The organism is Enterococcus sp. M190262, from assembly GCF_005843965.1.
GTDB classification, from domain to species: domain Bacteria; phylum Bacillota; class Bacilli; order Lactobacillales; family Enterococcaceae; genus Enterococcus_D; species Enterococcus_D gallinarum.
On sequence record NZ_CP040461.1, the window covers coordinates 1,083,324 to 1,102,428 of the forward strand.

Sequence of the window (19,105 nt, forward strand, 5' to 3'; positions counted from 1 at the left end):
TATGTTGATCAGAAGAATTCTCGCACAAATCGTTGATTTTGTTTTAGGGATTTTAACCATATTTCTTATCTTTGTAGGAGGAATTCCGCTAATCGGTCGGGTCATCAATAATGACTTTGTTGCTGTTTTGACTGCGATTTGTTTGATGTGTGTTATGTATTTTGCACTGCAATATCCATTCATGCAAAATCAGCAGACGATCGGAAAAGCATTCTTTCAGCTGCAGATCGTTTCAACAGATAAATATCGCAAAAATGTTCCAGTGGCAGTCATTTTTCAACGAGAGATTTTATGCAAACTAGCCAGCTGTTTCTTCATTTGCCTGCCGCTACTGTTTGGCAAAGAAGGAGGGCATGAGGCATCTACACATACAAAGTTAAGAATTGGTAAAGGAGAAAATAGTTGGAAGAAATAAGACAATTTTTGGATCAAGTAATCGCACATTCTTCGCCAGAAGCACCTATTTGGAATCAAGAGGCTCGATTAGCCAATCATCCAATCCGTTGGAGTTATATCGATGGCTGCATGATTCTGGCGATCCAATACATGTTTAATGCAACACAAGACGAGAATTATCTTGCGTTTGTTGAAACCTTTATTGATCACTACATTGATGAGGCAGGGAATCCATTGGGGTACGATGAAAAAGAATATAACTGTGACGCAATCAATGAAGGAAAACTATTGTTTCAGTTATATGCAATCACTAAGAAAAGCAAATACCGCAAGGCTCTAGATAATCTGTATCGGCAAGTTTTGTTGCAACCGCGCACTAAGGAAGGAAGCATGTGGCATAAGCTGGTCTACCCGCAACAAGTTTGGCTAGATGGTTTATACATGGTTCAACCATTTGCGATCCAATACCAACTAACGTTTGGCAACTCCGCAGATGTTAGTGATGTGATTGGGCAATTCAAAAATGTCATGGAGTCAATGAAAGATCCGCGAACAGGATTGCTGTATCACGGATACGACTGTACGAGAACTGCATTTTGGGCGCATCCAAAGACAGGTTGTAGCGCAAACTTTTGGACTCGTTCTCTTGGATGGTATGCTATGGCATTAGTTGACACACTTGAAGTTTTACTGTCCCATGAAGGCTATCTCCAAGAAAAGCAGCAGTTGCAGCGCTATTTAACAGAACTTGTAGGTGCAGTAATGGCTTATCAAGATCCAAAAACGAGTCTCTTTTTTCAAGTAACAGATAGACCAGACGGTGAAGACAATTATTTAGAGACGAGTGGATCTGCTGCTTTGAGTTATGTGATGCTAAAAGCCAGTCGATTAGCTATTCTTCCTTCACAATATAAAATAATCGGCGAGACGATCCTACGCGCTCTTGTAAAGCACAAATTGGTTATTAAAAACGGAGAATTTACATTGAAAGATATCTGTTTAGTTGCTGGCTTAGGGGGGATGCCTGGAAAAGGCAACTACAAAATCAGAGATGGCTCCTATGAGTATTATATTTCAGAGCCAGTTGTCAACGATGATGCTAAAGGCATCGGTCCGTTCGTTTATGCTTACAGTGAATGGTTGCAACTGCAGAACCAATAAAGACAGTGATTCTTATCATTTTCGTAAGCGCAAACAAACCATTTGGTCTCCTTCGCAGAGTAAGATACAATGAAATGGTAGGCAACTTCCTTCAATGAAAAGGCAAGTGCTGAAAGATAGACCGATTTCATGCGTACACAAAATAAGGAGGCTTTCAAATGGATAAAAGAAACCTGACGATTATTGGCAGTTACGACACTCGGGCTGAAGCATTGACAGCAATTGATCAATTGCGAAACGAAGGGTACAACAAAGACGACATTGTTTTGTTTGCGAATGCAACGATCATCGAGCAGTTTGGCTTAGATACGTTAAGTAGTGCAGAAGTAGAAGCGACTGGAGGATCAGATGATGATCGTTCAATGTGGGAAAAAATCAAAGATGCTTTCTCATTTGGCGACTATGACCATCGGAAGATTGATGATGAGAGTGATCCTTTATTTGCCTATCGTGACGACCTTGAGCAGGATCGTTTAGTGGTAGGAGTCTACGATTATCACGCAACCGATCGAATCGAAGAAACAGATACAGCGATCATTGATCAGCCTGTTAGAGGTGAGACAGCAATGCCTGATGAATCGGTTCATCCGACCCCTCGAATGGGAGATAGTGATATCGAAACACCAATTAATGACCCAAATCACTTGCGTAATTTATAAAAAAGATCCCATCCAGTAAATGGTCGGCTTATAATCAAAGAAATAGCAGCCCTGCAATGGCTGTTATTTCTTTGTATTTCAGATGTTAAGCTTGTAAAATACGGGACAATTGCTGCAACGAATTCTTAATTTGTTGCTCGTTTCTTTTTTTTGTATAATAGATGGAGAAAACCATTTCTTCAAAAAAATGCACGGTACTTCATATAAAGAGAAGGTGAGGGATAGCAATGAAGTTGAAATTTAATTTGCAGTCAGCACTCGTTAGTTGTTTTGTCACGATTATGTTGAGTATGGCAATTGATCAAGACGTAAATGCTTTTGTTGCGGCCCCGTTCCAGCGCAATTCTTCGGAGCCATCTTCTGAAGCACCAGTGCAGGTTGCCGAAACAAGTACGTCTGAAACGGAAACAACCAGTGAAACTTTTTATGAAGCACGGGTCAGTTCCTACTCCGAAACAACTGCACAGACCAGTGGAACAAAATCAAATGAAGATTCATCGGCCATTCCGTCTACAGAATCAGAAAGTATAGCTGACAGTAGTGAAGCAGTAGTGAAGGAGACAGATACAGCATCTAGCACTTCCAATAATGGATCAGCAAATTCTGATACTACGACTAGTACATCCGAAACGACGAGCTCCTCTAGCAGCAGCTCAAGTACGAGTAGTTCAACCTCTTCATCTAGCAGTTCAAGCAGTACAGACACAACTACTTCTGACGAAAGTGAAGAGAGCACAGAAGCTGGTGATACACCGATTGATAGTAATGATCCGGCCAATGCTGCGGATGGATCAGAACCATTAAAACTTCTTTTAGAAGAACCATTTGATGCCTTTTTTAGATAAGCGCTTCGGCAAAGATCGTCAGAGTTTTAAACCAGCGAATCCCTTACGACTATTCATCTATTTGCTGAAGTAGCGACTGATTATTTTGTGCAATAAAAGTGCACCTTTTTCAAGCATATCACAAAGTGATTTCATTAAATTCGCTTATAATGAGTTGAAAAGGGGGCGCGCTATGGGCAAATATTTCAGAAGCTTTGAAAAGCTGATCAGTGCTATTGTTGATATTATGTTAGCAATTTTAGTTGTATTGGTATTGGTTGTGATGGCAGAAGCAATTTATAAAATCATTACTTATGTCATTCCTTTGACAAAAGTCAGTGATCTATCCTTTTTGATCGAAGAGATTGCTACGCTATTTATTTTACTTGAAATCATTTTGATGTTACTGCGTTATGTAAAAGAAGGACATCATATTCCTGTTCGTTATCTGATTCTGATCAGTATCACAGCGATTTTGCGGGAGTTGTTGTTGGCACAAGGAAAAGGACTAGAGACGTTGTTTCTGGCGCTGGCAATTTTAGTACTGATTTTTGTTTTACAAGCACTAGAGAAGTTGAAATCTTTTCATAGCTCCAAAGACATCTGAAAAACAAATCAGAAAGTTGCTTAGAAATAAAAATAATCCTATCAGTAAACTGAATGACTCAGTTATTGATAGGATTATTTTTTGCGAATAAACTAGCACTCTCTGCTTGAAGTTGTTTCCCAATATCCGTTTGACGCACAGTGATTCGTTCTGTTTGACGAAGAACGATTTTCTTTTGCGTCATTAGATCCTTCCGCTCCTTGATTGCTGTCTGACGATCTGTAAATGGTTGGTGAGCAGCAAGTGTCATCCCAAAAGAATTAGATAGCAGCGTGTAACCGGCGATACCGGTAACTTCCTGATAGGAGCGGGATAAGCCACCGTCAATTACCAGTAGGTGCCCATTGGCTTTGATTGGCGTCTCTCCTTTTTTCACTTTTACTGGTGTGTGGCCGTTAATGATGTGTCCCGTCGAGTCTAATCCAAACGCAGCGAATAAGCGACGGCAAAATGCTTCTTTTTCTCTTAGGGTATAGTAGGCGTTTTTTTCTTCAATATGTGTGTGTTTATTACTGATGAAATAGCGCTCGAAGGTTTTCATGGATTTTTTACCGAAAAGAGAAGACCCTTCTCCGCACCAGAGATACCAAAGGACATCGGTCGCCAGATCGTCGGTCCTTTCTGGTGTTGCGAAACTCTGTTTTACACATTCTTGAAAGAAATCCATCAATGCTTTGCCCTGATAAGAGGTTTTTCCAAAGGACACTGAAAGGAAGCGACCATCAGGATGACAGGGGATGCAACCGTGGTACAGTAGATTGCCATTATAAATTTGATAGATCGTGCCTTTTTCTACTAGAAAACGTACATGGGTTGCTAACCTTTCGGAGGATTGAAATTGTTTGAGAAGATCCTCCAGTACTTTTTGCTCTTCATCAGTCAAAAGATAGGGTGCTTCGGGATCAACCAATTGAAAGCAAGCATGGATCAGAGGCTCAAAGTGATCCTCTAGCTGAATCTGCAAATCCTTTGTGATTTTACCCAATAGCAAACGATCCGCTAATTGAAATTCGGGGCGTCGTTTGATCACAGCGGCCTCTACCTTGAATTGAATGATTGTAAAGGCTTGCTGGAGGAGCATTGCGTCGTGAATTTCCTCTTCGGAAAGATCATCAACAGTTTTCTTAGGATAAAACCCCTTATTTTCTTGATAATGTTTACGACTAAATGCTATGGCTTTAGAGAGGTCGATGCCATAGCCTTCTTTCAACAATGCTAAATTTCCATACCGTGCAGCGATCCGTATGGTACTTGCCAAACAAGGGAAAGAACCGCAGTAACTCCCGATCCACAAAATATCATGGTTCCCTAATTGGATATCCAAAGAAGGAAGCGCCATGAGCCGGTCGATGATTTTATCAGGTGCGGGTCCCCGGTCATAAATATCCCCAATAACATGTAGGTGATCAACGACAAAACGCTGAATCAAAAATGCTAGCTGTTCACAAAATAGAGGCGCTAAGGATAAGTCGATGATCTTATCAAAAATCGCTTTATAATAGGCTTCTTTGTTGAAGTCCGAGTCATATTGATACAGCAATTCTTCTAAAATATAAGCAAATTGTTTTGGTAAAGCTTTTCGAACTTTGGACCGCGTATATTTGCTGGAAGTAAAACGAGCCACTTTGACCAGTTGAGTCATTAATTGGATCCAATCCTCATGCGGATAGTCTTTTTCTTGCAATACTTCTTTTGGATAGTAAATCAAAAAACATAGCTCGGTCTTCTCAGCAGCTGTCAGTGAGTATTGAAACAATGTTTCGACTTTTTCCCGAATGCTGCCTGAACCATTGCGCAAGATATGATCAAAAGCTTCATATTCACCGTGCAGATCACTGACAAAGTGTTCGGTTGCTTTAGGTAACTGCTGGATCGCCTCTAAATTGATAATCTCAATGAAATCATTTAATTGATCTTCAGTGTGCATAGGCATTATTTTTGTAAAATTCTTCGATCAACATCGAACTTTCTTCGATCGACCGTTTGCTGACATCGATTACATTGATTCCTAGCTGTTGGAATAATTGATTCGCATAGGCTAGTTCATCATCGATCCGGCTTGGTTCTGTATAGTTAGTAGTTTCTTTCAACCCTAATGAAGCCAGTCGAGAACGGCGTATTTCGACGAGTGAGTCAGAATTTGTAGTGAGCCCGATCATTTTTTTGGGATCGATTTGATTGATCTCTTTGGGTAAAGCGACCTCAGGTATTAAAGGCAGATTAGCCACTTTGTAACCACGATTAGCCATATATAGACTTAACGGTGTCTTGGAAGTACGGGAAACACCGAGCAATACGATGTCAGCATCGAGAAAACCACGAGGATCCTTGCCGTCATCATACTTCACTGCAAACTCCATTGCAGCAACACGACTGAAGTATTCTTGATTTAAACGATGGATTGCGCCAGGTTCCTGAACTGCTTGTAGCCCGACGGTTGCTTCGATTACTGAGATCAATGGCGTCATGAAATCGACATGTTGAAGACCGGTGCGTTTAGCAAAGGCTTCGACAAATTTCACTAAATCTTTGTTAACAAGCGTCGTCACAACAATCGATTTATCCAGTAAAGCATCTTGTAAGATTTCCAATAAGCTCTCTTCATCATTTGTAAAAGGATACAGTTGAATATCGGATAGATCGATCGTAGGAAATTGTGCGGAAACTGCACTAATCAATTTTTGTGCTGTTTCACCAACGGAATCTGAAATCAAATATAGTCGAACATTCTTCATTTTTTTCGCTCCTTAGAATTGATTGTTTTCGATCGCATTGCCTGCTTGGATATAGTAGTTCATAATTTTAGACTTGGTTATTTTACCAATGACTTTTTTCGGATTCTCGGCATCAACAACAGGGAGTGTATCTATTTCATGCCTAGCTAATAAGGTACCTGCAGTCAAAATAGTTTGGTCGGCAGTAATCGTGACGATATTCGGCATTCGCGTCATGATCATTGCCACCGGTGTTTTTTCTGCTGCTGAATTGCTGATAGCGAAGCGCAGAAGGTCTTTGCGAGATAGAACACCAATTAGTTCCTCTTCTGCATTTTTCACATAAAGAGACCCGACATCATACATGAATAGGGTTGTCACAGCATCATATACCGAAACGGATTGCTCAATCATTAACGGTGGGATCATAATCTCTGCTACTTTTGCATGGTATAGCTTATCAAACAACAGCGGTTCTACGGTCTGTCCGGTATAAAAATAACCGACCTTGGGCCGGGCATCGAGTAATCCAGTCATTGTCAGGATAGAGAGATCATTGCGCAAAGTAGCACGGCTGAATCCTAGTTTTTTTGCGATGGTTTCACCACTGATAGGTTGATTGTCTTTTACGATTTCAATGATTTTAAGTTGTCGCTTTGTCAATTCCAATGTGTCACCTTCTTTAATTAAATGTGATATGCTATTTATTATATATTTTCCGCGTGGAAAATGCAATAAAGGATTTTGGCGCGAATTTTTCTTAAAAATTTCTTCTTGACGAATCAATGATGTACGCTATATACTTCGTTTTAAGTTTAATAGTATATCACATTAGGAAGGCGGAAAAAAATGAAGAATATCGTTTGGTTCTCAGAAGGTACGAAAGATCAAAAAGAGCTATTAGGGGGGAAAGGAGCAAATTTAGCTGAAATGACCAGTATCGGGTTGCCTGTTCCTGCGGGATTTATTGTTACAACAGATGTTTGCCGACAATTTTTAGAAAACCAGCAACTTACACAGCCGTTGGTAGAAGAAATTATTCGAGCAGTAGCTACATTGGAAGAACGAACCCACAAGTCTTTTGGCGGAAACCAGCAGCCATTACTGGTTTCTGTTCGCAGTGGGGCAAAGTATTCCATGCCGGGGATGATGGATACGATTCTCAACTTGGGGTTAACTGATCAAACGGTACAGACGCTGGCAGCGAATACAAAGAATCCTACATTTGCCTATGATTGCTACCGTCGCCTTATCCAAATGTATGGGGATGTTGTTAAAGGGATCGATAAGAGTCATTTTGAATCCTATTTAACGACCTATAAACATAAAAAGGGATATCCTTCTGATCAATCAATGGTCGCTCCAGACTGGCAAGAGATTTGCGAGGTTTTCAAAAGTATTTATATGGAACATACGCAAGAACGATTCCCTCAAGATCCGCTGGAACAATTATTATCAGCCGTTCAAGCTGTGTTTCGTTCGTGGAATAATCCTCGGGCTATCACTTACCGTAAAATCCACAAAATTGCTCATGATCTAGGAACAGCCGTGACTGTTCAGGAAATGGTTTTTGGCAATAGTGGTGCTGCAAGTGGAACTGGCGTTGCTTTTACTCGCGATCCGACGACAGGACACAGAGGATTATTTGGTGAATTTCTCGCTTGTGCACAAGGAGAAGATGTTGTCGCGGGGGTTCGTACGCCAAGACCGATTAGTGATTTAGCCAAAACACAACCAGAAATCCACGCGCAGTTTTCGGCGATTGCCGAGTTATTAGAGAATCATTACAAAGACATGCAAGATATCGAATTTACCATTGAAGAAGGGCGATTATTTGTTTTACAGACTCGTAATGGCAAACGGACAGCCAAAGCTGCTGTACAGATTGCTATAGATCTAGTTTCTGAAGGAAAGATCACGAAGAAAGCGGCACTGCATCGATTGACACCAGACATGCTTGATCAGTTGCTGCATCCCATCTTTTCCCCGGAGTCACTTGCTAAAGCATCTCCTCTTAGTCAAGGGTTACCTGCCAGTCCCGGTGCAGCGGTAGGTCGAGTTTATTTTTCTGCAGAAGCAGCGGTCAATGCCCACCAAGCAGGAGAAAAAGTTATTTTGTTGCGACAAGAAACCTCACCGGAAGACATTGATGGGATGGTTGTTAGTGAAGCAATCGTGACTTCTAGAGGCGGCATGACTTCTCATGCGGCAGTCGTTGCCCGAGGACTAGGAGTTTGTTGTGTGGCAGGTTGTGATCAGTTAGCAGTCGATTCATTTTTGAAACAGGCTCGATGTGGTGAAGCAATCATTCAAGAAGGAGACTATCTATCAGTGGATGGGACGACAGGCAATCTGTATCAAGGTGCGCTATCACTGGTTGCCTCGCAGGATTTTAGTTTGCTGCAGACGATTTTAGACTGGTCTAAAGAAAGGGCAGACCTAGTAGTACGAGCAAATGCGGAAACCATCGAAGAAATCAAGACAGCAGCTTCTTTTGGAGCAGCAGGTATTGGACTAGCGCGAACGGAGCATATGTTTTTTGGTGAATCTCGGATCTGGCCGATGCGGCAAGTGATTTTAGCTGAAACGACTGAAGAAAGACAGGTAGCTTTGTCTCAGCTAAAAACGTTTCAGTTAAATGATTTTAAGGAGTTATTACTGCAGACAAAAGAACAGAAATGTGTCATTCGCTTGTTGGATCCGCCGTTGCACGAGTTTTTACCACGACCACAAGAATACGAAGAAATGGCCGAGCGCAGTGGCTATTCTCTAGAAAAAATCAAGCAACGAGTCCATGATCTACAAGAAGTAAATCCGATGATGGGGCATCGAGGAAGCCGTCTAGGAATTACTTATCCTGAGATTTATGAGATGCAGACAGCTGCAATTATCGAAGCAGCACTGCAAGTTTCTGATACAGGCAGTGTTGTGTATCCTGAGATTATGCTGCCTTTGATCAGTATGCCGGAAGAAATGCGCGTTTTGAAAGAACGTCTTGAAATGTACATCCGACAAATTTTTGCTCACTATCAGAAAGAAGTACCTTTCAAAATTGGGATGATGTTAGAAACACCAAGAGCATGTTTATTAACGAAAGAATTAGCTCCGCTAGCTGATTTCTTCAGTTTTGGGACCAATGACCTGACACAAATGACTTTTGGTTTTTCACGGGACGATGCTGCTGGATTTATTCAGCGCTATTTAGATCAAGGTATCTTGTCTGAGGATCCGTATCAACACCTTGATAAAGCGGGTGTAGGACAACTAATGGAACAAGCGGTAACATCCATTCGCCAGCTAACAAAGGAAAAAGCGATCGGTGTTTGCGGCGAAGTAGGTGGAGATCCTCAATCCATTGCATTTTTGCGGGAAATCGGTATTGATTACGTTTCTTGTTCTCCATATCGAATTCCAGCGGCTTGGTTAGCAATTGCCCAGTCTGCTCCGGATACTCTTTCTTAACTATGGAACAAAAAGCGGCTTTTTCCGGATATTAAAAAGAGCACTCCTTAAGTTTTAGCTGTTTCACACTTTCCAAAAGTAATCAATAAGCCTAAATAATCAGCGAGATCCTTCCCCAACGTTCAACGTTGCTGCTAGTGGTCGCGCTGATTGTTGAGGCTTTTTTGTTTACTCTAATGACTTTTTAATTGTTGTGTATTTTTTAGATACGAAAAAAATTTTGATGATTAAAAGAACAAGGAACTCTTAATAAAAGGAATACAATGACCGATTACGAAAGAGTAAGTCTGTTTGAAGAAGTTTCTTCGTTGCAGAAGTTAGAGAGAATTTGAAAAATGAAGGAGTGTCTCAAGTTTGAGAAAAAAGAAAAAGAGTATTGGGCTTTATGTTGGTTTGGTTATGATCTTAGTTGCAGTTATTCCAATTTTATTTTTAGTTGTGAGTTCGTATTTAACAACAAAAAAATCATTGATTGAACGAAATGACATCAACAAAGAAAGTGCTGTACGATTGATTATAGCGGAAGAAGATATGCTGCGAAAATCAACAGAAGATAAATTGAAGTCAATGGCAGAACTTCCTCCAATGAAAACAGAATACAGTATGGGGAGAATCCGTGATAGTCTCTCAACAGCGATTGCTGGTACAGATAGTTTTCGAGCAGTTGCTTTCGGAACTGAGGAGAAAGAATTTGTCTCATTCAATCCATTACCCGATGACTATGATCCAACCACTCGACCATGGTATAAAGGAGCAATCGAAGCAGGGGGAGAAGTTTATTGGACAGATCCTTATCTAGATACAGTAACGAATGAATTTGTGACGACAGCTTCTGTGATGATCACAAATTCAAAAAAACAGATCGGTGTCTTGTGTGTCGACGTTTCTTATGAATCGATCCAAAAAATCTTGTCGTCTATTGACGTTGGTCGTACCGGGAATGTTTCATTGGTTTCAGAGTCTGGTGTAGTGATTACATCCAAGGAAAAATCACTGATAGGAACAAATATTCAAGAGAAAACAGTATTCAAACGAATTGCTGCTGCAGAACAACCAATCGGGAGAGTAAAGCCGGCAGATTCCAATGGAATCAATGATGTGATATACGATAAACCTGCTGGGTCAACGGTTTGGGCATTTTCAGAAGTAGAAGCAAATGATCTGGACAAAGAGCTACATTCTATTATTTGGATTTCTGTGGTCGTTGCCGGATTTATGATTCTTTTGATCGTTGCCGTGTCTATTTATACAACGAGGATCGTGAGCACGATTATGAACGTTTTCAATGAGAAATTTTCTAAAATGGGTGCCGGTCAATTGGAGTTGTTAAAACGACATCAAAAAGATCCAAACCAAAAATGGCGATTTGGTCAGTTCGCTGAACGAATCGTTTATCCAGATAAGGATGGCACAGAGATCCATCAGATGGCGGCTAATTATAATCAAATGGTTATAGAAACTGGGAAACTAATCAAAAATGTTCAAAAAGAAAGTGGCAATGTCGCTTCAATGTCTGATTCCTTATTAGAGTTGGCCAAACAAATCGGCGTGGCAGCAGAAGAAGTTTCAGAAACAATTACTGGAATCGCAGAAGTGACTGGCTCACAAGCACAGGAAACAGAACATAGTGTGGTCCAATTACAAAATCTTTCCCATGTAATCAAAGAGCTAAGCAATACCATCAATGAGATGAGCAGCAAGTCGCAAGAAGCGACAGACATCAATCAAGAGAGTTTAAATCTGATGGATGAAGTTGGTTCAAGCTGGCAAAATGAGCTGGAACAGATGGAAAAATTGATGACGAATATGACGAATATGAATGACAATATTCAGAATATCAATACCATTATTCGTGTGATCAATGACATTTCTTATCAAACCAATTTACTGGCCCTAAATGCTTCAATCGAAGCCGCAAGTGCGGGGGAATCTGGCAAAGGCTTTGCGGTAGTAGCAGCAGAGATTCGAAAGCTGGCTGAACAAAGCAAAGCTTCCACGAAAGAAATCGAATCAATCATTGAAGAAATTCGTACACAATCTGCTCAAATGGTAGAACAAACATCTGATTCGCTAAAAGGCGGCGAGCGGCAAACGAATTTGATTCAACGGGTCATTGCTTCTTCAAAAGAAGTCTATAAACGCAGTATGTTCATGATTGATGGCATTCGTGATGTAGAAGAAGCAAGTAAGCGGATCGAACAGATCCAAGGAAATGTTTTAGTTGATCTTGAGAACATCTCTGCATCAACAGAGGAAAATGCGGCTGGTACACAAGAAGTTTCCGCTAATTCAGAAGAAGTTCTAGCGACAATGGATGAATTTACCAACCATGTTTCTGATCTTAGAGATATCTCAAAAGTATTGAAAAAATTGACCGATCAATTTGAATTGAAATAAATGAAAAAAACACCGCGACAGTCTTCGTCAGCAGAAGGACTGTGCGGTGTTTTTGGCGAGGGATCGCTTTTATAGAAAGACAAAAAACGAAGCCTGTTTTCCTGTTTTTCATTGATCCAGGATAGTCAGTCTTCGTTTTTTTGTAGTAAATCACTTATCAATTTATTTTGGTTTGAACATGGCTTATTCATCTATTTGCGAGCGCTGGATGATCATTTCTACCCGTCGATTTTCAGAACGTCCGGCTGCGGTGTCATTGCTTGCTTTAGGTTGCGTATCAGCATAGGCTTGGATAGCAGCATTTTGTTCGGAGATAATCTTCTTGTTGATTAAATAGTTCATCACTGTGATTGCACGAGCCGCACTCAAGTCCCAGTTAGATTCATAAAGACCTGTGCCTTTCTCCGGTACGTTGTCAGTATGACCAGCAATAATAATTTTATGTGCTTTCAACTTTTTTAAAGCAGAAGCAAGGGTATCCAGAGACTGGCTGGTTTGGGAAGTGATCCCAGCACTACCAGAAGCAAATAGGATACTGCTGTCTAATGTGATGTGAAGACCATCCGCTTCTAAACTGACCTCGCTTTGTCCGTCTAAAGCAGATTCGGCTAAGTCTTTTTGTAATTGTTCACTGATCTTTTCCAGTTGTTGGTTTTCTAGTTGCATGCGAGTTGCTTCTTCTTGTGCCTGTGCTTCAGAAGCATTGGTTGCAGCGCTGCTGCCTGTTTTGCCAGAGGCGCCCATATCGATGACAGAACCAATGACTGGGGAGCCGCTATGATGACTGGAAAGAATTGATCCAAATTCACTACGAATCTCCTGAAACTTCTCATCATCGACCTTCGCCATGGCAAACATAACGATAAAAAGGGCCAAAAGCAGTGTCAGCATATCAGAGTAGGGCAGAAGCCATGCTTCATCAACGTGTTCTTCCTTTTTCTTTTTTCTTTTCATGTTGAGTTAACCTCTAGGATCTTTCTTCTCGTTTGTTTGGTTCAATCAAACTATAGAGTTTCTTTTCAATACTCTTAGGAGATTGTCCTGCTTGGATCGCCAATACACCTTCAACAATAATCGACATCACTTGTACTTCTTGTTCCGATTTCAAATTCAGTCGAGAACTGAAAGGAATAAACAAGACATAGCCAAAAAAGATTCCGTACAGTGTTGCCACAAAGGCAGCTGAAATCATATGCCCCAATGCTTCGACATCTTCTAAGTTGCCGAGAGCACCAATCAGACCAATAACAGCCCCTAGAACTCCTAGTGTCGGTGCACTTGTTCCGGCTGTTTTAAAAATATTAGCGCCAACGTGATGCCGCTCTTCGATACCGTAGATCTCATTTTCCATGATTTCTTTGATCTGATCTTCAGGAATTCCATCTACTACCATTTCCAATCCTTTTTTTAAGAATGGTTCTTCCAAGTTTTGAATGGCATTTTCTAAAGACAGTAATCCATCACGCCGTGCTTGGTTGGCCATATCTACGATACTATTGATCGTTTTTTTTACATCGTACTCTTCGTTTTTAAGTAGAATACCGAAAATTTTAGGTATTCGTTTGATGTCACTACTCGGAAACGAATTGACAACAGCTGCGATCACTCCAACGAAAATAATAATAGCTGCTGCTGGGTTGATCAAAACCGCTACGTTTGCCCCTTTTACGATCATTCCGACAACGACGGAAATAACGCCTAATACTATACCGATCAGCAAGAAAAAATCCATTTGTTGCTTCCTCCTATAACTTCTATTACCTAAATATGTACCTTATTTTATTATCGGATAAAAAAATGAGAAATTAAGATGTGGAAAAAATATTTTTAATATAACGTATTTATGAAACTTATTTTCGTTTTTTCCTTTTTTTAGGTGATTATTTGTGTAAAAATGCGCAAAAATAAAGTTAATTTAAAAGTGGCTTGACTATTTTAATAAACCGCTTTATTTAAACAGCATTTAGGTTATTTAAATTATTTAATATCCTTTATTTTAAAGAATAGTTTATTTTGTTGATGATTTTTTAATCATGTTTTCAGAAATATCATTAATCATTTTGTTTGCTGCTTCTTCCAGTTTCCTTTGTGAATAAATGATTTAAAAGAAAGGATAACAGCTATTATAAAATGACTATCAAATAACACACTATCTCCATAATCAAAAGATAATAACAGTAAAATTTAAAAAATCAAATTGTAAAATAATTTTAATTACTCTATAATTATACCGCGCGATGTTTTTTTAATTATATCAAAAAAAAATGATTATTTTGACAAAAGATTGAAATTCTTATCGGATGATCATCTGATACAGACTGAAAGGAGTACTGAAAAGATTGGATAGTTATGAGTTGTTAAAAACGACGCTTGCTGTTTCTGCTAAAAGAGCAGAGCTGATTTCTTCAAACATAGCCAATGTGAACACGGATGGTTATAAAGCGAAGCGAGTAGAATTTGAAAGCGAATTGAAACAAGCGTTACAGGCTGCTGGGAATCAATCTTCACAAGAAGACATTCTTTCACAAGTACAGCCCCGAGTAACTCAAAATGCGAACACAAGTCTTAAGGACAATGGCAACAATGTAGATTTAGAAGTAGAAATGCTGGATCAAGCAGCAAACGGATTATATTACAGTGCATTGACTGCACAAATCAATGGGCGTTTGCAAATGATGAATTATGTATTGAGTAATTAAAGAAAGTAGGAAAATGTAGTGGGTGTTTTTGATGGACTGACGATTAATGCAAGTGGTTTAGCGTTGGAACGATTAAAACTGGATACGATATCGACCAATATTGCGAATGTCAATACCAACCAAACAGAAAATAGCGAAGCATACCAAAAGAAAAGCATTCTTTTTTCTGAAAATCTTAAGACGGTTCAAGATGGAAAGACAAAGAATTATGGTGTTAAAGTGACGGGAATCCAAACGGACGAAACATTGAAATTGACTTATGATCCGACTAACCCTGCTGCGGATGAAGACGGCTATCTTGAACAATCAAATGTGGACATCGCAGATGAAATGGTGGCAATGATCCAAGCAGTGCGTACATATGAAGCGAATGTTTCTGCCTCCGAAATGAATAAAACAATTCTCAAAAAAGCACTAGAAATATCAAAGGGGTAGAAAAAAATGAATGAATTATTATCAACACAAGGATTAACCGAATATCAGAATTCCTTACGGGCACTTGGTGCTTCAGGAACTTCTGCAACTGAAGTTGATTCTTCATCAGGTGCTGCATTCGGTAATTATTTGTCTGATGCGCTTGAAAATCTTAATCAAAAAACTGCAACAATGGATCAAGACACGATCAAAATGATCACAGGAGATGAGAGTGATCTAGGAAATATAATGATTCGAATGACAGAAGCACAGTTAGCGCTCCAAACAGCCGTGACCGTGCGCAATAAATGCTTAGAGGCATATAACGATGTTAAAAATATGCAGTTTTAGCAGTTGGCGAGGGAATAAAGCGAAATGATGGAAAAATTGAAAGAATGGCCGGACCTGATCAAAGAACGATGGCAGGCTCAAAGTTCACTGAAAAAATTGATAGCAATTCTTTCCGTTATCAGCGTTATTGGTGTCGCGGCAACAATGTATTACTTAAATACAAGAGTCGAATACGGTGTTTTGTTTACAGATTTAAGCGAAGCTGATGCAGGAGCGATCACCAATGATTTGACAGATCAGAAAATCGACTACAAGTTGACAGATAATGGAACGACCATTTTGATTGCCAAAGAACAAATCGATGAATACCGGATTGAATTAGCAGTCGAAAATAAATTACCGAACACAACAACGGGATTTGAGCTTTTTGATGATGCTAGCATGATGACTACCGATGAAGATCGGAAAATCATGTATCAGCGTGCCGTTACCGGAGAGTTGCAACGGGCAATCGAGACATTAGATTCTGTCAAAACAGCGAAAGTTCTCCTAGTGATGCCAGAAGACAGTGTTTTTTCGAGTGAAGAAAGCAAACCTACTGCTTCGATCATTCTAACACTAAAAAATCAACAGATTTCTGAGGAAGCGGTACAAGGAATTGTGACGCTGACTTCGGGTGCCGTTGAGAAGCTTGAGCCAGAGAATGTCAAAGTCGTCGATAGCTCAGGAAATACATTGACGATCGAAAAAGATGAAAATAGTCAACTCAGTAGTTTGAACAGTAAGTACATTGCAATCAAAAATGAGTATGAAAAAATTCTGGAAGAAAAAGTCTCGAAATTGTTGGCACCAATCTACGGTGAAGATAAATTTCAAGTCTCCATCAATTTAGATCTGAACTTTGATTCGATTGAAAGTACCAAGGTGACTTACGATGATCCGGAAATAAGAAAAGAAACAGTTCAAGCAGCTGGATCTGGCGAAGCGATCCAAGAGGCCCAAACGGGTACAGTCGATGACAATGTTTCTAATGTGACCGGAAATGATGGGGATGCAGGCAGTTCATACAGCCGCTCAGTCGAAAATGAATTGAACACAGAAACGACCAAAAGAATTACAGCACCGGGTATGATTCAACGAATGACAAGTTCAGTGGTCGTTAATGCAGACCTTTCGCAAAATGATCAGGCGGAACTGCAGTTGCTGATTGCCAGTGCTGTAGGATATGATGCTGATCGCGGCGATGATATTGCTATCCAAGGCTTTGACTTTGCCCAAGCAACAGCAGAGGTGGAAGAAACGGAAGGTACGGAACAATTAGCAGCGGCAAAAGGCTATCTGAAATATATCATTTTCGGTGGTATCGCATTGGTCGTGATTTTGTTAGTGCTATTCGTGATTGGATTGGTTCGAAAGCGTCGAGAAGATCAAATTTCAGTAGATGTGACACAAGAATTGCCGGTTGCACAGCCAGCTGATTCAGAACCAGCACCAGTTATGGAAGAATCCGAAGAAGTTGTCTTTGGCGGTCTAGGGCACAATGTTGATACTTCAGTTGAAGAATCAAATGAGCCTGAACAAGAGCCGGTCGAGGAAAATTCTTTAAATCATTCAGCAAAACAACATGCCGATTCAAATCCGGAAGTGGCTGCTGAATTGATTAAAGCTTGGATGAAGGAAAAATAGAGGGGAAAGAAACGATGGAAACACTCGATGGTGTCAAAAAAGCAGCAATACTCTTGATCTCATTGGGATCGGAAACCTCTGCGAAGATCATGAAACTTCTACCGGAAAATTATATTCAAAAAGTGAGTTATGAAATCGCCAATATCGATTTTGTCAGTCCGGAAGAACGCGATCAAGTATTAGAAGAATTTTCAACGACATTCACTGCTAGAAAATATGTTCTTGATGGTGGGATCGATTATGCAAAGAATTTATTGAATCAAGCATTAGGTTCCCACAAAGCAAAAGAAGTGATTGATGTGTTGACGCAGATCCAATTGCGAGAACGCCCATTTAATATTGCACGTAAAGCGGATGTGCAACAGTTGACGAATCTCTTGATTGGTGAGCACCCTCAGACGGTCGCTTTGATTCTGTGTTACATGCAGCCCGATAAAGCAGCCAATGTGTTATCGCAGTTTCCAGATCATCTCCAAGTAGAAATTGCAGAACGGATCGGTACGATCTCCAGCACCTCGCCATTGATCATTGAGCGAATCGAAAAAGTGATCGAGAACAAGTTCTCTAACTATGTAGAGAATGACAGTGAAAACGTGGGCGGCGTGCACACATTGGTAGAGATCTTGAATTCAGTGAGTCGAAGCACCGAGAAGAATATTTTGACCGATCTGGAAAAGCGGCAGCCTGAGCTTTCAAATGAAGTCAAATCAAGTCTGTTCACATTTGACGATATCGTTACACTTGACCGATTGGATGTTCAAAAAGTGCTGCGGGATGTACCAAATGAAGTGCTTGTCCTTGCTCTCAAAGGTGCTCCAGAAGATATCAAAGCTTTCGTTTTCTCAAATCTTTCATCTCGTGCAGTGGAGAATTTACAAGAAGAGATTCAATTTATGGGACCAACTCGATTGTCTGCTATTGAGGAAGCACAGCAAAATGTGGTCGCTGTGATTCGCCGTTTAGACGAAAATGGTGAGATCTATCTTGGAAGGGGCAACCAGGATGCAGTGGTCAAATAGTAGCTTGTTGAAACATGAAACGGTCAAAAACCTTGATACCGAAAAATCAATTTTAACTGAAGCTGTAATTAAAACGCCTTCTCCGTTGCTTTCTACTACTGATTCGACAGAAGCGGGGCGTCAAAAGCGGCAAGCAGCGCAACGGGAACGTGCGTGGAAACTTGAGATGGAGCGTCAGCGTAAAGAAATTGAAAGGTTGAAACAACAAACACTAGAAGCGGCTCAAGCAGAAGTCCAACAAATCAAACAATCTGCGCAAGAAGAAGGCTATGCTAACGGATTTGCAACTGGACAAAAGGAAGGCTATGAGCAAGGGTATCAAGAAGGCATGTCTGTAAGTAAAGAGACAGCTGCCAAGCTTATTGCACAAGCCGAGCAGAATGTACAGCAGGCAGCAGAAGAGATTAATGCTTTTCGGTCAGAGAAAAAAGCTGAGATGATTTCCTTTGGTGTACAGATCGCCGAAGCACTGATCAACCAGCGTTTCGAGCAAAGCAATGCTGCTTTGCTTGCTTTTTTGGAGCCTATTTTACTGCAGTTTGAACAACCGGACCAGTTCTTGACGATCCGCATTCATGAACAGCATCTGCATGTCCTTAAAGATATCTTGGAAAGCCGAAAGCAGGCGATCAGTAATTTTCGCTATTTGCTGTTACCGGATGATCAGCTTTCAGCTCACGATTTTGTGATTGAATCAGATGATTCGATCGTTGTCTTCGAGCTGGAAAAAGAAATTCAACTTTATCTGCAGCATCTTTTAGAAAGTAGTGAATAGC

18 protein-coding genes are annotated in these 19,105 nt (G+C 40.4%); 13 read left to right on the top strand and 5 right to left on the bottom strand.

The features are described from left to right. The first annotated feature begins 1 nt into the window (after position 1). From FE005_RS05000 to FE005_RS05020, 5 genes are all read left to right on the top strand, one after another. Entirely contained in the window at positions 2-415 is a 414-nt protein-coding gene (locus FE005_RS05000) for an RDD family protein (protein WP_021148958.1), read from the top strand. Then, entirely contained in the window at positions 403-1,557 is a 1,155-nt protein-coding gene (locus FE005_RS05005; RefSeq protein WP_005473009.1) for a glycoside hydrolase family 105 protein, read from the top strand. The genes FE005_RS05000 and FE005_RS05005 overlap by 13 nt, the downstream gene beginning before the upstream one ends. A gap of 158 nt (positions 1,558-1,715) precedes the next feature. Next, on the top strand, positions 1,716-2,216 hold the full coding sequence (locus FE005_RS05010; RefSeq protein WP_138371403.1) for a general stress protein: 501 nt from the start codon (positions 1,716-1,718) through the stop codon (positions 2,214-2,216). A 227-nt stretch (positions 2,217-2,443) separates the two neighbouring features. After that, the gene (locus FE005_RS05015) at positions 2,444-3,061 is read left to right on the top strand and encodes a hypothetical protein (protein ID WP_005473007.1); all 618 of its coding nucleotides are present in this window, start codon (positions 2,444-2,446) and stop codon (positions 3,059-3,061) included. 172 nt (positions 3,062-3,233) lie between these two features. After that, positions 3,234-3,647: a phosphate-starvation-inducible PsiE family protein gene (locus FE005_RS05020; protein ID WP_081131849.1), complete on the top strand. Its 414-nt coding sequence runs from the start codon at positions 3,234-3,236 to the stop codon at positions 3,645-3,647. Between the two features lie 58 nt (positions 3,648-3,705). Here the strand turns inward: FE005_RS05020 and FE005_RS05025 are convergent, their stop codons facing one another. Genes FE005_RS05025 through FE005_RS05035 form a run of 3 tightly spaced genes read right to left on the bottom strand, consistent with a single transcriptional unit; the run spans position 3,706 to position 7,030 of the window. After that, the gene (locus FE005_RS05025; protein WP_138371404.1) at positions 3,706-5,580 is read right to left on the bottom strand and encodes a fructose-1,6-bisphosphatase; all 1,875 of its coding nucleotides are present in this window, start codon (positions 5,578-5,580) and stop codon (positions 3,706-3,708) included. After that, on the bottom strand, positions 5,564-6,382 hold the full coding sequence (locus FE005_RS05030) for a pyruvate, water dikinase regulatory protein (RefSeq protein WP_003129026.1): 819 nt from the start codon (positions 6,380-6,382) through the stop codon (positions 5,564-5,566). The genes FE005_RS05025 and FE005_RS05030 overlap by 17 nt, the downstream gene beginning before the upstream one ends. 12 nt (positions 6,383-6,394) lie before the next feature. Continuing rightward, positions 6,395-7,030 (bottom strand): helix-turn-helix transcriptional regulator, encoded by a 636-nt coding sequence (locus FE005_RS05035; protein WP_003129027.1) that lies wholly within the window; start codon positions 7,028-7,030, stop codon positions 6,395-6,397. Positions 7,031-7,210: 180 nt separating this feature from the next. Here FE005_RS05035 and ppdK point away from each other — a divergent pair, with 180 nt between their 5' ends. Together ppdK and FE005_RS05045 are read left to right on the top strand one after the other, a co-directional pair. Continuing rightward, complete coding sequence (gene ppdK / locus FE005_RS05040) at positions 7,211-9,823, top strand: pyruvate, phosphate dikinase (protein ID WP_138371405.1); 2,613 nt, start codon at positions 7,211-7,213, stop codon at positions 9,821-9,823. Positions 9,824-10,177: 354 nt separating this feature from the next. After that, positions 10,178-12,220, top strand: coding sequence for a methyl-accepting chemotaxis protein (locus FE005_RS05045; RefSeq protein WP_138371406.1), 2,043 nt, complete (start codon positions 10,178-10,180; stop codon positions 12,218-12,220). 183 nt (positions 12,221-12,403) lie between these two features. Here the strand turns inward: FE005_RS05045 and FE005_RS05050 are convergent, their stop codons facing one another. Continuing rightward, complete coding sequence (locus FE005_RS05050) at positions 12,404-13,174, bottom strand: flagellar motor protein MotB (RefSeq protein WP_138371407.1); 771 nt, start codon at positions 13,172-13,174, stop codon at positions 12,404-12,406. Between the two features lie 13 nt (positions 13,175-13,187). Next, positions 13,188-13,952, bottom strand: coding sequence for a flagellar motor stator protein MotA (gene motA / locus FE005_RS05055; protein ID WP_060813697.1), 765 nt, complete (start codon positions 13,950-13,952; stop codon positions 13,188-13,190). Between the two features lie 607 nt (positions 13,953-14,559). Between motA and flgB the strand changes: the two genes are divergently transcribed. Genes flgB through FE005_RS05085 form a run of 6 tightly spaced genes read left to right on the top strand, consistent with a single transcriptional unit; the run spans position 14,560 to position 19,104 of the window. Next, on the top strand, positions 14,560-14,919 hold the full coding sequence (gene flgB / locus FE005_RS05060) for a flagellar basal body rod protein FlgB (RefSeq protein WP_060813696.1): 360 nt from the start codon (positions 14,560-14,562) through the stop codon (positions 14,917-14,919). 18 nt (positions 14,920-14,937) lie between these two features. Further along, positions 14,938-15,354 carry a flagellar basal body rod protein FlgC gene (gene flgC / locus FE005_RS05065; RefSeq protein WP_081131844.1) on the top strand — a complete coding sequence of 139 codons (417 nt, stop codon included), beginning with the start codon at positions 14,938-14,940 and terminating at the stop codon, positions 15,352-15,354. Between the two features lie 6 nt (positions 15,355-15,360). Beyond that, positions 15,361-15,684, top strand: coding sequence for a flagellar hook-basal body complex protein FliE (fliE, locus tag FE005_RS05070; protein WP_060813694.1), 324 nt, complete (start codon positions 15,361-15,363; stop codon positions 15,682-15,684). Between the two features lie 27 nt (positions 15,685-15,711). Then, positions 15,712-17,310 (top strand): flagellar basal-body MS-ring/collar protein FliF, encoded by a 1,599-nt coding sequence (gene fliF / locus FE005_RS05075; protein WP_175413568.1) that lies wholly within the window; start codon positions 15,712-15,714, stop codon positions 17,308-17,310. 14 nt (positions 17,311-17,324) lie between these two features. Beyond that, the gene (fliG, locus tag FE005_RS05080; RefSeq protein WP_060813693.1) at positions 17,325-18,329 is read left to right on the top strand and encodes a flagellar motor switch protein FliG; all 1,005 of its coding nucleotides are present in this window, start codon (positions 17,325-17,327) and stop codon (positions 18,327-18,329) included. Beyond that, entirely contained in the window at positions 18,313-19,104 is a 792-nt protein-coding gene (locus FE005_RS05085) for a FliH/SctL family protein (protein ID WP_138371409.1), read from the top strand. Before fliG ends, FE005_RS05085 begins: the two co-directional genes overlap by 17 nt. Position 19,105 lies beyond the last annotated feature (1 nt).